Source organism: Corynebacterium pseudotuberculosis, from assembly GCF_002155265.1.
Lineage (GTDB): Bacteria > Actinomycetota > Actinomycetes > Mycobacteriales > Mycobacteriaceae > Corynebacterium > Corynebacterium pseudotuberculosis.
Map to the genome: position 1 here is coordinate 1 of NZ_CP021251.1, position 13409 is coordinate 13409.

General features: G+C 50.7%; 11 protein-coding genes and 2 tRNA genes. 10 read left to right on the forward strand and 3 right to left on the reverse strand.

Going from position 1 to position 13409, the window contains the following annotated elements:
- The 5 genes from dnaA to gyrB all read left to right on the forward strand — a co-directional run bounded on the left by dnaA (window position 1) and on the right by gyrB (window position 7611).
- The gene (gene dnaA / locus CpATCC19410_RS00005; RefSeq protein ID WP_014400874.1) at window positions 1–1812 is read left to right on the forward strand and encodes a chromosomal replication initiator protein DnaA; all 1812 of its coding nucleotides are present in this window, start codon (window positions 1–3) and stop codon (window positions 1810–1812) included.
- A gap of 583 nt (window positions 1813–2395) precedes the next feature.
- Window positions 2396–3583, forward strand: coding sequence for a DNA polymerase III subunit beta (gene dnaN, locus CpATCC19410_RS00015; RefSeq protein WP_013240862.1), 1188 nt, complete (start codon window positions 2396–2398; stop codon window positions 3581–3583).
- A gap of 66 nt (window positions 3584–3649) precedes the next feature.
- Window positions 3650–4864 carry a DNA replication/repair protein RecF gene (gene recF, locus CpATCC19410_RS00020; protein ID WP_014400877.1) on the forward strand — a complete coding sequence of 405 codons (1215 nt, stop codon included), beginning with the start codon at window positions 3650–3652 and terminating at the stop codon, window positions 4862–4864.
- Entirely contained in the window at window positions 4854–5426 is a 573-nt protein-coding gene (locus CpATCC19410_RS00025; RefSeq protein WP_013240864.1) for a DciA family protein, read from the forward strand. The genes recF and CpATCC19410_RS00025 overlap by 11 nt, the downstream gene beginning before the upstream one ends.
- 139 nt (window positions 5427–5565) lie before the next feature.
- Window positions 5566–7611: a DNA topoisomerase (ATP-hydrolyzing) subunit B gene (gyrB, locus tag CpATCC19410_RS00030; protein ID WP_013240865.1), complete on the forward strand. Its 2046-nt coding sequence runs from the start codon at window positions 5566–5568 to the stop codon at window positions 7609–7611.
- A gap of 81 nt (window positions 7612–7692) precedes the next feature.
- On the opposite strand, the gene CpATCC19410_RS00035 is transcribed toward gyrB, so the two are convergent.
- The 3 genes from CpATCC19410_RS00035 to CpATCC19410_RS00045 form a co-directional block, all read right to left on the reverse strand.
- Entirely contained in the window at window positions 7693–8127 is a 435-nt protein-coding gene (locus CpATCC19410_RS00035; protein ID WP_014400878.1) for a DUF6918 family protein, read from the reverse strand.
- Between the two features lie 313 nt (window positions 8128–8440).
- Entirely contained in the window at window positions 8441–8704 is a 264-nt protein-coding gene (locus CpATCC19410_RS00040; RefSeq protein WP_013240867.1) for a hypothetical protein, read from the reverse strand.
- Window positions 8701–8913, reverse strand: a complete 213-nt coding sequence (locus CpATCC19410_RS00045) for a hypothetical protein (RefSeq protein ID WP_014400879.1) — start codon at window positions 8911–8913, stop codon at window positions 8701–8703. The genes CpATCC19410_RS00040 and CpATCC19410_RS00045 overlap by 4 nt, the downstream gene beginning before the upstream one ends.
- Window positions 8914–9080: 167 nt before the next feature.
- On the opposite strand from CpATCC19410_RS00045, the gene gyrA reads away from it, so the two are divergent.
- The 5 genes from gyrA to CpATCC19410_RS00070 all read left to right on the forward strand — a co-directional run bounded on the left by gyrA (window position 9081) and on the right by CpATCC19410_RS00070 (window position 13211).
- Window positions 9081–11645, forward strand: coding sequence for a DNA gyrase subunit A (gene gyrA / locus CpATCC19410_RS00050; RefSeq protein WP_013240869.1), 2565 nt, complete (start codon window positions 9081–9083; stop codon window positions 11643–11645).
- On the forward strand, window positions 11645–11989 hold the full coding sequence (locus CpATCC19410_RS00055; RefSeq protein ID WP_013240870.1) for a DUF3566 domain-containing protein: 345 nt from the start codon (window positions 11645–11647) through the stop codon (window positions 11987–11989). The genes gyrA and CpATCC19410_RS00055 overlap by 1 nt, the downstream gene beginning before the upstream one ends.
- Before the next feature lie 185 nt (window positions 11990–12174).
- A tRNA-Ile gene (locus CpATCC19410_RS00060) sits at window positions 12175–12251 on the forward strand.
- Window positions 12252–12259: 8 nt separating this feature from the next.
- Window positions 12260–12332, forward strand: a tRNA-Ala gene (locus CpATCC19410_RS00065).
- Window positions 12333–12431: 99 nt separating this feature from the next.
- On the forward strand, window positions 12432–13211 hold the full coding sequence (locus CpATCC19410_RS00070; RefSeq protein WP_014400880.1) for a YwiC-like family protein: 780 nt from the start codon (window positions 12432–12434) through the stop codon (window positions 13209–13211).
- Window positions 13212–13409 lie beyond the last annotated feature (198 nt).

Genomic DNA, 13409 nt, shown 5'->3' on the forward strand with positions numbered 1-13409 from the left:
GTGTCGGAGGCTCCATCGACATGGAACGAGCGGTGGCAAGAAGTTACTAATGAGCTGCTGTCACAGTCTCAGGACCCGGAAAGTGGTATTTCCATTACGCGACAGCAAAGCGCCTACCTGCGTCTGGTTAAACCAGTTGCTTTTGTAGAGGGTATTGCCGTTTTAAGCGTTCCTCACGCCCGAGCGAAAAAAGAGATTGAAACTACGCTGGGACCTGTTATCACAGAGGTATTGTCTCGTAGACTAGGTCGACAATACAGTCTTGCAGTGAGCGTTCATGCTCCAGAGGAAAATCCAGAAGTATCCTCGGCCACTCCAGATGCTGTGTCTTATTACCAGGAACAATCTGCAGTTTCTGGACAATACGGAGCAACTTCAGCCAATGCTGACTTCCAGAATCAACAAAGCACGATATATCGCAAGCCACAGGAGTCGCAGTATCCTGTGACTTTTGGTGCTTCTTCATACGGAAATGAGAAGTACCAGGAAAATTCCCAAGACCAGGGCATTTCTCATCATCCTTATGGTTTTAATGAGGCTCAACGCATTGCTTCATCTGCCTCTCATGCTGTTCCGCAAAGTGGTTCTGAGCTACTGCACGATCCTGTTCACACACGCAGGACAGATGCTGCCCTAGACCAAAATTATCCGGGAAATACCGGGGGGTGGCGTACTGAGCATATTCAGGAACCCATGCCTACTGAGCAGATTCCTTCCGGCACGCCGCGTACTCGTGAGCAGCCATCGTTTAACCCGGATCGTGCGCTAGCGCTGAACCCGCACTACACATTTGATTCTTATGTGGTCAGCGATTCCAATAAGTTACCCTGCTCAGCAGCGATTGCTGTAGCAGAAAAGCCAGCCCGTGCTTACAATCCTCTTTTTATTTGGGGAGACTCAGGTTTAGGCAAAACCCACCTTATGCATGCAGTGGGTAACTACGCTCAATATTTAAATCCGCGTCTTCGCATTAAATATGTTTCTAGTGAGGAATTCACTAATGAATATATCAATTCAGTGCGAGATGACAGGCAGGAAGCATTCAAGCGTAAATATCGTGAACTAGATATCTTGATGGTCGATGATATTCAGTTCCTCCAGGGAAAAGAAGGAACCCAGGAAGAATTTTTTCATACGTTTAATGCGCTGTATCAGGCAAATAAACAGATTGTTTTATCCTCAGACAGGCCTCCGAAACAGCTGACTACCTTGGAAGATCGGCTACGTACGCGATTCCAGGCTGGCCTTATTGCAGATATTTACCCGCCAGATTTAGAAACTCGAATTGCGATTTTGATGAAGAAGGCGGCGTCGGAAAGCATTGTTGCTGATCGTGAGGCTATCGAGCTGATCGCGAGCCGTTTTAATACGTCGATCCGCGAATTAGAAGGCGCTTTTATTCGTGTTTCCGCGTATGCCTCGCTGATGTCTCCGGATAAGGGTAAACACCGTATTGATCTGCGGATAGCCGAAAAAGCACTCGAAGATATGATGCCGGAACAAGCAAATGAAGAGATTACGGCAACGACTATCCTTGCAGCTACTGCCGAGTACTTTGAGATGGATGTTAATGCGCTCAAAGGCAGTGGTAAGACTCGTGCAGTCGCGCACGCGCGTCAGCTAGCGATGTACCTTTGCCGCGAGCTTACAGATTTATCGCTGCCTAAGATCGGTGAACAATTTGGCGGTAAAGACCACACCACGGTGATGTATGCGGATCGAAAGATTCGTAAAGAAATCACCGAGAAGAAAGAAACTTATGATGAGATTCAGCTGCTCACGCAGCAGATTAAGAGTTCTTCTCGCGGATAAGCTCGTTACTAGTCTCTAAATAAAACTGCCTCCCAGAAAACAGTGGGAGGCAGTTTTATTTTGCCTTTTCGCACGGTCACAAAGATTTTAAAAGTAGTCCACAGAGTTATACACGCTGTGTAATTACAAACTTGTAATTCAGTGATACTCGACACATTTTTGGGATTTCCGACACCGAAAAACGTCTGTGGATAAAGCCCACATAAATGTGCAAGAATCAGCCCTGACCTGGGGATAAAATGTGGATAATCAGCCGGGGTAAAAAGTTATCCACAGGGCGTACATGTTATCCACCGAAATTCCACAGCCCCCTTCACAACTCAAAAATCTGCAACGACCGTAGGATTTCCCTCTCATTTCACAGAGTGCACAGGACTTACTGTTATTACCAACGATTTACTCTTAAAGGAACTAAGTAGAAAGAGGGGCTGGGGAATAACAACTTTTGCGGCTCGGCCTGCGGACTCGTTGGATTCTTGAAATTACAAAAATCTGGTGCTGCGGAGTTTTGCAGCCGAGCCAACCCGGGTACGGTTAGGTCTTGTAATTCCAAGATTCACTCAAGCGAGGAGCCCTCATACGCATGGACGCACAAGCTGTCTCATTCCGGGTCGAGAAGGAAGACCTTTCAGGTGCAGTGAGCTGGGTTGCGCGTAACCTGCCCACAAAGCCCACCCAACCCGTACTACGAGCCGTAGTCATCACAGCCGATGATGAAGGTCTAGAGTTTGCCGGCTTTGACTATGAGATCTCTACAAAAGTTCGTATTTCTGCAGATGTAAGCCAACCTGGACGAATAGCCGTTGCAGGAAAGCTGCTTTCAGACATCATCGGGACTTTGCCAGCAAAACCAGTAGAAATTTTTGTAGAGGGTAGCCAAGCTCTTGTGGTCTGTGGATCCTCTCGTTTTGAGCTTCCGCTTATTCCCTTGGACGAATATCCGATTTTGCCTAAGCTGCCTGCAGCAACAGGCGCCATCGATCCTAAACTTTTCGCAGACGCAGTGCTCCAAGTCGCAGCAGCAGCCGGAAAAGATGACACGCTGCCTATGCTGACCGGTATCCACATGGAGATCGACGGGGAAGACGTCACCCTCACAGCCACTGACCGCTTCCGTCTAGCTTTGCGACGTTTCCAATGGACTCCCGCTGTCCCCGACGCCAAGGCTGATCTGTTGATCCCCGCGAAAAATCTCTCGGACAACGCCCGAAGCCTTGATCAAAACTCGACTGATCCCGTGGAAATTGCCGTCGGCGCCGGGGAAAGCATCGGTTCAGAAGGCCTTTTTGGCATTCATATCGATAGCCGACAGACCACAACCCGTATGCTAGACGCGGATTTCCCCAATGTGAATCCGCTGCTGCCTAAAGTCCATAAGTCAATGGCAAGCGTTGAAATTTCCGCATTAGCAGACGCAATTCGCCGTGTTGCTTTAGTTGCTGAAAGAAACGCGCAGATCAGACTCCAATTTTCTAAGAACGAAGTGATTTTGTCGGCGGGCGGATCTGATGCCGGCCACGCAGAAGAATCGGTTCCTTGTGCATATACAGGCGATGAGGATTTCCTGATCGCTTTTAACTCCGGTTACTTACGCGATGGTCTAAGCGTGATCAAGACAAACCGCGTGGTCTTCGGATTTACCGAGCCTTCTCGTCCTGCAATCATGATCCCGGAACCCGAGGAGCTGCCGGAAGCTGATTCTGATGGCACGTTCCCCACGCCTAATACTGACTTCACATACCTTTTGATGCCGGTTCGACTACCAGGATAAAAGCGAAAACTGCTGGTGAGAGGCTCCCTGCTTCTCACCAAAGACAGCAAGCCAGAGGTAATTACCGTGTACATTCGCGAGCTATCGCTCCGAGATTTTCGTTCGTGGGCAGACTGCCACGTGAATCTTGAACCGGGTGTCACGGTTTTTGTCGGACGCAATGGTTTTGGAAAGACAAACATTGTTGAGGCCATCGGATATATTGCGCATTTGGGTTCTCATCGAGTCTCCCAAGACTCTCCGCTAGTTCACCAAGGCAAAGACTCTGCCCGGGTATCTGTTACTGCTGTTAACCAGGGGCGTGAGCTCACCGCTCATATGCTGATTAAAAGTAAGGGCACCAATCAGGCTCAGATCAATAGAACCCGATTGAAGTCTCCTAGAGGCCTTTTAGGCGTGGTTCGGACTGTCTTGTTTTCTCCTGAGGACCTGAGCCTAGTCCGTGGTGAGCCGGGGGAGCGTCGACGCTATCTAGATCATATTGTTGCTACGAGAAAACCCCGGTTAGCTGGCGTAAAAGCTGATTATGACAAAGTTTTAAAGCAACGAAATTCGCTGTTAAAAACAGCTAGTGCATCGCTTCGCCGAGGTTACGGCGCGGATGATGGAACTCTATGCACACTGGACGTGTGGGATGCTCAGCTTGCTCGGCTTGGCAGCGAGCTCATACACGCTCGACACAGCCTCGTTGAAGAGCTCACTCCGCTTGTTCACTCCGCATATGCCCGAATTGCTCCTGAGTCACGGCCAGCTCGCATTAACTATGAATCTACGGTTCCTGTGCCGGTTGCTGTAACGGATGCCGAGGAGGCGTCGTCAAGCATTCCTGACCTGGATGTACTGGAAGCCTCCATGCTTTCGCAACTGGGAGTGCAGCGAAAAAAGGAGATTGATAGGGGATTAACCCTGGTAGGGCCACATCGAGACGACTTAGCCGTTTTATTGGGCGACTATCCAGCTAAAGGTTACGCAAGCCACGGGGAAACCTGGTCGATGGCGTTAGCTTTGCGGTTAGCAGAATTTCACCTGCTTAGTGCAGACGGTTCTGAGCCTATTCTGATACTCGACGATGTTTTCGCGGAACTAGACTCCAAACGCAGACAAAAACTCGTGGGGATAGCCATGGAAGCAGAACAAGTACTGATTACGGCCGCTGTAGGTGACGATCTGCCAGATAACTTGGCAGAATCAGTGGTACATCGTCATACGGTGACCATGACCGATACATCAGAAGGGCGTATTTCTGAGTTGGACAAGGAAGGAACGAGCGATGAGCAATAAACCTGCTGATGCTGGATCAGAAGATCCCGTAGCAGAGGCATTTGCTGCTATTCGTGCGGAAGCCCAGCGGCGCACAGGGCGCATCCCCGATCTCTCCGTCCAAGCTCCGCGTTCTGGTTTAAAGCTTAATCACGCCCCAGCTGCACCTCGCAAACACCAAAAAACAGGAAAACCAACTGGCCTGGATGGTCGCAGATTACGTCGCTCTTACGACGTTGAGCCCGTGGGATCTGTGCTGAGCAAAGAAATTCAACGCAGGGGTTGGAAACACGGGATTGCCGGCGGCTGGGTGCATTCGCACTGGGATGAACTGGTGGGAGAAAAAATAGCAGCACACACTAAAGTAGAAATGCTCAAGGATAAGTCCCTTTTTATATCCTGTAATTCTACAGCTTGGGCCACAAATTTACGCATGATGCAGCGTACTATTTTGCAGGCTATTGCGGAGAAAGTGGGACCTGACGTAGTGGCCGAGCTCAAAATTTTTGGCCCTAAGACACCTAGCTGGCGCCATGGTCCGTTACATGTGAAAGGTCGCGGTCCACGCGATACATACGGATAAACCGGGGAGAACTGTTATGGAAACGTCTAATTCACCCCTATTTTGCCGTTGTAAGCGTGTGAATGCATTCCCTGTAGGGAGGTAGGCAGTGTAAGATGGAACGGTCTAAGCGTATTTAATAACAAGGAGTGCTCGTTCCGTGGCAACCGCTGAACATGAATATGGCGCCTCATCCATTACGATCCTTGAGGGTCTAGAGGCTGTACGTAAGCGCCCCGGTATGTACATCGGCTCGACCGGTGAACGCGGCCTACACCATTTGGTGTGGGAGGTCGTGGATAACTCCGTAGACGAGGCAATGGCTGGTCACGCCACGCACGTTGACGTCACTCTGTTGGAAGACGGCGGAGTGGAGGTCGTGGATAACGGCCGAGGCATCCCCGTCGATATGCATGCCTCTGGTGCACCGACGGTTCAGGTCGTTATGACGCAGCTCCATGCTGGTGGCAAATTCGATTCTGATTCCTATGCGGTTTCCGGTGGTCTCCACGGCGTGGGTATCTCTGTGGTCAACGCTCTATCCACTCGCGTTGAGGCCGACATTAAACTTCATGGCAAACATTGGTATCAAAACTTCTCCAATGCCGTTCCAGACGAGCTAGTCCAAGGTGGAAATGCACGGGGAACAGGAACCACCATTCGGTTCTGGCCAGATGCTGAGATCTTTGAAACCACCACCTTTAAGTTCGACATCATCGCTCGTCGTTTGCAGGAAATGGCGTTCCTGAATAAGGGACTGACCCTTTCTCTGACGGATAAGCGCGTGAGCGATGAAGAACTTGAGCTGGAGGCAATCGCTGATGAAGGCGATACTGCAGAGAACGTTTCTCTAGAAAAAATAGACTCCGATGCCGATGGGAACATTGAAGCCCCTGCTGCTCCGAAGAAACGGGAGAAGAAAAAGGTCTTTTATTACCCCGAGGGACTCAAAGACTATGTCGCGCATCTGAATAAATCTAAGCAGGTCATTCACCCCACTATCGTTGCCTTTGAAGCCAAAGGTGATGATCACGAGGTTGAAGTGGCTATGCAATGGAACAATGGTTATGCGCAAAGCGTGCATACCTTTGCCAACACCATCAACACGATTGAAGGTGGCACCCATGAAGAAGGGTTCCGTGCCGCGCTTACAACGTTGATGAACCGCTACGCGCGTGAACACCGACTGCTCAAAGAAAAAGAATCTAATCTCACTGGTGACGATTGCCGTGAAGGGCTTTCCGCAGTTATTTCCGTCAGAGTGGGTGATCCCCAATTTGAAGGGCAGACTAAGACAAAACTCGGTAATACTGAGGTAAAAGGCTTTGTTCAGCGCATGGTCAATGAGCATGTAGCAGATTGGCTGGACGCTAACCCCGCAGAAGCAAAGACCATTATCAATAAAGCCGTGTCTTCTGCTCATGCGCGTATGGCGGCACGTAAAGCCCGTGATCTGGTGCGCCGTAAATCTGCAACGGATCTTGGTGGTCTTCCAGGTAAATTGGCAGATTGCCGCTCCAAGGACCCGGTGAAGTCTGAACTTTATGTGGTAGAGGGCGATTCTGCAGGTGGTTCCGCTAAAGCCGGTCGAGATTCCCTATACCAGGCTATCCTTCCGTTGCGTGGAAAAATCCTGAATGTGGAAAAAGCACGGTTGGATAAGGTGCTCAAGAACGCCGAGGTTCAGGCAATTATTACTGCTTTGGGCACAGGCATCCATGATGAGTTTGACATCAACAAGCTGCGGTACCACAAGATTGTTCTTATGGCCGATGCTGACGTTGACGGATCCCACATTGCTACGCTGCTGCTTACCTTGTTGTTCCGATTCATGCCACAGCTTATCGAGGAAGGCCACGTTTATCTGGCTCAACCGCCGCTGTACAAGCTCAAGTGGGGTAAGGGCGACCCCGGCTTTGCTTATTCGGATGCCGAGCGCGACTCGCTTTTGGAAGAAGGCTTAGCGCAGGGGCGCAAGATCAACAAAGATGATGGAATCCAGCGTTATAAGGGTCTAGGCGAGATGAACGCCAGCGAGCTGTGGGAAACCACGCTTGACCCCGAGTTCCGCGTACTGCGCCGAGTGGACATCAATGATGCACAGCGTGCTGATGAAATTTTCTCCATCCTGATGGGCGATGACGTTGCAGCTCGTCGTAGCTTTATCACGCGTAGAGCAAAAGACGTTCGCTTCCTTGACATTTAGGCTAAGAGACTAAAAAACAGGTCGACTCCGAGAAAACTTCGGAGTCGACCTGAACGCGTTTAGTAGTAGATCTACGCGCTGTTACATATGGTTTTGCATGATACGTCCAAGGCCTTCGACATTGGGCTCGATGAATCCGGCAGCTTTGCCGCGAAGCGAGCTATATGCCTTTTTAAGCGCCGGAACGTCGATTTTTTCTGCGTTACGGTCAGCCATAACAAGCAATTCGCTGGATACCTCTGTTTTGCGTTCTGCAAGGAAAACACCAAAATCAGTGGCGCCTGATTCTTCGAACTGAGTCCAATAAGGATCCAGAACCTCGATGACATCGGGGAGGAGGCGGTTAGCAGCTTTTGTGACGATATCGCTGTTGACTGCTTTTGCTGCCCCTATGGCACCTTTAAATGCCATTCCGGAGATTCCTTTTTGCTCAGCAACGGTTGTCTCGATGAATGCAGAAAGCTCTGCGCCCACGGTGGCATGCTTGGTTTCGAGGAGGGACTTCAGACTCGACATATATGTATGTGACCTTTCACAATGATGGCTTATACAGAGATACTTAGGTTATCGCTTGATTATATATAAAGCGACCTCCGTTGTTGGCCACACCAGAGATTGATATGCCCAACAACGGAGGTCGCTCGCGTTGTCATTCTTCCGCCACAGGAAACGCATTTTTTGAACAGTCGAATTATTCACTGCCGTTTACTGTAATCACAACAGTCACAGATGTTACATGATTTAACTCTTTTGCGGCAATAAAATGACGCAAAAACATCTGCCCTGCTTGCCTTTTGTTATTAAAACTATTTCTGTGGGGCTCTAAAAGCTAAGCGTTCAAGTCTTTTAATACCCGGGAAAGAAATATTCCGAAAGATTCGTTGCCTCTGGTGAGCGGGGATACCTGGGGGACGAAAGATCGGAGATATTCCGACTGCTGCGCAGGTGAGGAAAAGGGGGAGGATCCTTCAAAGGAAGCTGTTGTCACTGCTGCGATTGCCGCAATTGCGGCAAAGTCGTTGATTGTGGCGTTGCAGGTGCTGCAGAAGTCGTCGGCAAGCATAAGTACCTGCTCTGGAGACAGGCCTCTCATGGCCGGTTTCCGCGTATGCGGCGTTCAGTAGCTGTGAATGCGGGGAGGTGGGCGCGGGCCAACTCGCGTATTTCAGAGTCTGCTAGAGCGCGTACTGCGGTGTTGATGATGGCTCGCACAGCTGCTTCGTGTTTGCTGGATCCTTGAATTTCGGCGAGCAGTGTAAGAGCCCGGTCCTGTTCTGGGGTTAGTCGTAGAGTCATTGCCACAGGGGAATGGTATCAGTTTGGTAGCAAAAATAGGGCTAGATATGTCTAGATCACGCTTTAATGGGGTACTGGGCAGGTTTAACAGATAGAATCGAAGAGTTAAGTTCTCAGCGACATATTCGAACCGCTGTGTAAGGCTGTTCGGACATACCTAGAAAAGGTGACATATGAGCGACGATCTCTTGGGCGGCGAGGGATTCGATCGGATTCATCCGATCGACCTCAACGAGGAGATGGAGACCAGCTACATCGATTATGCGATGTCAGTTATTGTCGGACGTGCTTTGCCGGAGGTCCGTGATGGACTGAAGCCGGTACACCGCCGCATTCTTTACGCAATGTATGACTCTGGTTATCGCCCAGAACGCGGATACGTAAAATCCGCCCGTCCAGTGTCGGATACCATGGGTCAATTCCACCCTCATGGCGACTCAGCGATTTATGACACCCTGGTTCGTCTTGCCCAAGATTGGAACATGCGTTATCCGCTTGTCGACGGCCAAGGTAACTTCGGTTCCCGCGGTAACGACGGCCCCGCCGCCATGCGTTATACGGAGTGTCGACTCACTCCGTTGGCTATGGAAATGGTCCGGGATATTCGCGAAAATACCGTCGATTTTTCCCCAAACTATGACGGTAAAACCCAAGAACCGGATGTTCTTCCATCGCGCGTTCCTAACCTTTTGATGAACGGCTCAAACGGCATCGCCGTGGGTATGGCAACCAACATCCCGCCTCACAATCTCAACGAGCTTGCCGACGCCATCTTCTGGCTCCTGGAAAACCCAGATGCGGATGAAGCCGCAGCTCTTGAAGCATGCATGTCCTATGTAAAGGGGCCGGATTTCCCTACCTCTGGGCAGATCGTTGGTTCTCAAGGTATCAATGACGCCTACACCACTGGCCGCGGATCTATTCGTATGCGGGGTGTGACTTCCATTGAGGAAGAAGGTAGTCGCCAGATCATTGTGATCACGGAGCTTCCGTATCAGGTGAATCCGGACAATATGATTTCTAACATCGCGGAGCAGGTGCGTGATGGAAAACTTGCCGGTATCTCCAAGATCGAGGATGAGTCCTCGGATCGCGTGGGTATGCGTATCGTGGTCACACTTAAGCGCGACGCCGTGCCGCGCGTTGTACTGAATAACCTGTACAAGCATTCCCAGCTGCAGACTAACTTTGGCGCGAATATGCTTTCCATCGTTGATGGCGTGCCACGCACCTTACGTCTAGATCAGATGCTGCGTTATTACGTTACGCATCAGATTGAAGTCATTGTTCGTCGTACACAGCATCGCCTCGAAGAAGCTGAGAAGCGTGCTCATATTCTGCGTGGTCTGGTTAAGGCCCTGGATATGCTCGACGAGGTTATTGCTTTGATCCGACGGTCGGCCACAGTTGACGTTGCGCGCAGCGGATTGATCGACCTGCTTACTATCGATGAGATTCAAGCTGATGCTATTTTGGCTATGCAATTGCGCCGTTTGGCAGCTCTTGAGCGACAGAAGATCATCGATGAGCTGGCAGAAATTGAAATTGAAATTGCTGATTACAAGGATATCCTTGCTAAGCCGGAGCGTCAGCGTGCCATCGTTCGCGATGAGCTTAAAGAGATCGTGACTAAGTACGGCGATGAGCGTCGTACGCAAATTATTGCGGCCACGGGGGACGTTACTGAAGAAGACCTCATTGCTCGTGAAAACGTGGTGGTGACCATTACTTCTACCGGTTACGCTAAGCGCACCAAAGTGGATGCTTATAAGTCTCAGCGTCGTGGAGGTAAAGGCGTACGCGGCGCAGAGCTTAAGCAGGATGACGTGGTTCGGCACTTCTTTGTCTGCTCCACGCACGACTGGATCTTGTTCTTTACCAACTTTGGCCGAGTCTATCGGCTCAAAGCATACGAGCTCCCAGAAGCTTCCCGTACCGCGCGCGGCCAACATGTGGCTAACTTGCTGGAATTCCAGCCGGAAGAGCGCATTGCTCAGGTTATCCAGCTGCAGTCGTATGAAGACGCCCCATACCTGGTACTCGCCACTGCTCAGGGGCGTGTAAAGAAGTCGCGCCTGTCCGACTATGAGTCCAACCGTTCCGGTGGTTTGATTGCTATCAACCTGGGAGAAGAAGACAAACTTATTGGTGCAGCTCTTTGCTCCAATGATGACGAGCTGCTCTTGGTCTCTGAAGAAGGCCAGTCGATCAGGTTCAGCGCTGATGATGATCAGTTGCGTCCTATGGGGCGTGCTACAGCTGGCGTGAAGGGCATGCGTTTCCGAGGCGACGATCAGCTGCTGGCTATGACCGTAGTGCGTTCGGATGCTTATCTTCTTGTCGCAACGTCAGGCGGCTATGGAAAGCGCACTTCGCTTGAGGAATACTCCCAGCAGGGTCGTGGTGGACTTGGCGTGGTTACCTTCAAGTACACGCCAAAGCGTGGCAAGCTTATCGCTGCGGTGGTCGTTGATGAAGATGACCAGATCTTTGCTATCACATCCGCGGGCGGAGTTATCCGTACTGAGGTCAACCAGATTCGCCCAAGTTCGCGAGCCACCATGGGTGTACGCTTGGTCAATCTAGAAGACGGTGTGGAGCTGCTTGCTATCGACCGCAACGTTGAAGGTGAAGGCGAAGAAACTGCTGAGGCAGTTGCCACGGGAGCTATCGACGGTCCCGCAGATCGTGGTCGTCAGACCGAAGTGAACATTGAGCCTGAAGGAGCAGACCAGTAATGGCAACACGTCATGTTGTTATAACTCGAATTTCGCCTGTGTCGGCGTTTAAGACCGCTCTATCTTTGTCCCTTATCGGTTTAGCTGCCTGGGTCATTTGCGTGGCGCTTTTATATCTTGGAATGCAGGCTGTAGGCGTATGGGACAACGTCAACGAGGTTATTGGTGGCGTTGGTGGTAGCCAAATAGTTACGTTTGGTCTAGTCCTCAGCGTGGCTGCGTTGATGGGTGCTATTACCTCCATCATCGTGACTGTTCTCGCGCCTCTCGGTGCGATTATCTACAACGCAATCGTGGATCTCTTCGGTGGCCTTGCCATCACGTATCGTGAAGAAAACGATTAGTTAGGTGTTGTGACATAAAACGAGGCCTCTTGCTGCGGACATGGAAAACATGATTCCCCGGCAAGAGGCTGTCTTTATTGTCTTTTGTAATGGGATAGCGGTTGTTGGAAGTGTGTAAATATGTGCTATAAGCAGGCGATTTGCTAACTTTCATGGTTTCTAGGTAAAGTTCTATCTCGTTCCCAGGGCCTATAGCTCAGTCGGTTAGAGCGCATCGCTGATAACGATGAGGTCGCAAGTTCGATTCTTGCTAGGCCCACCAGGAACAACGGGGCATTAGCTCAATTGGTAGAGCACCTGCTTTGCAAGCAGGAGGTCAGGAGTTCGATTCTCCTATGCTCCACAGACAAGGACCCAAGCTTAAAGCTTGGGTCCTTTTTGTTGTAATGATCTTAGGCACATCCCCTTAAAGCACTTTTGCGTCGATATTAGAATGGGCTAAATGACTAGAGTTTCGACGCCTCGGAAATCCCGTCGCTCGCCAGGATGGATACCTAACCAGCATGGGGCATGGTTTATGGTGACTGTTCCTGCCATCATCGGCGTGGCCCTCGCACCCGCATGGATTGATATTCCGCTTCTGTTGTTGTGGTGGTGTGGTTATTTTGCATTTTTTGCGGCGAGCGTATGGATGCGCGGACGGTACCGAAAGCACCATCTGCCACCGCTTGTCACTTATGGCGTAGTTACTGGAATTTCAGGTTTAGTGGTTTTGCTCTGTCAATGGCAGCTGGTGGTGTGGATCCCCGCATTCCTTCCTCTCATTGGGATCGCTGTGTATGAAACATGGCGGCGTCGGCCACGTTCACTGCTCTCTGGGCTAGCTACCGTGTGCGCAGCCTGCCTTATTCTGCCCGTTATCACCTGGGCTGGCGATGGCCTCACAGTGCGTGTGTGGGCCATATGCGGGGTCCTGCTGCTGTATTTTGCTGGCAGTATCCCCTATGTAAAAACGCTTATCCGGGAACGCGGCTCTCGACCTTGGCTTATCGGTTCCATAACTTTTCACATAGTTTTTCTGATCATCGCCTGTGTGGCTGCTGCCTATCAGATGGTTCATGTTGCGGTGGCAGTGGTCGCCGGGATTCTTCTACTCCGCGCCTGGCTTATGCCTGTCACCGGTGCGCGCCGGGAACGCCTGTGGACTCCCCGGCAGGTGGGGCTTCTCGACGCTCTTCTAGGGGTGCTTGTTGTCCTAACCGCAGTGCTTCCTCCCGCTTAATGAAGAAAAGGCCGCCGCTTTAGAAAACTTGTTTTCCCTGTTAATCGATATTTTTTCATAATGGCACCGCTGTGCGCTGGGGTTTTTCTGGGATTATTGAACAATCCCATATTTAGTGTGTGATGCAGAACTCACTTTTTGAAAACGGGTGGTAACAAGGGCGATTTTTTGCCGAATTGTGGTTAAAACGAGATCGCC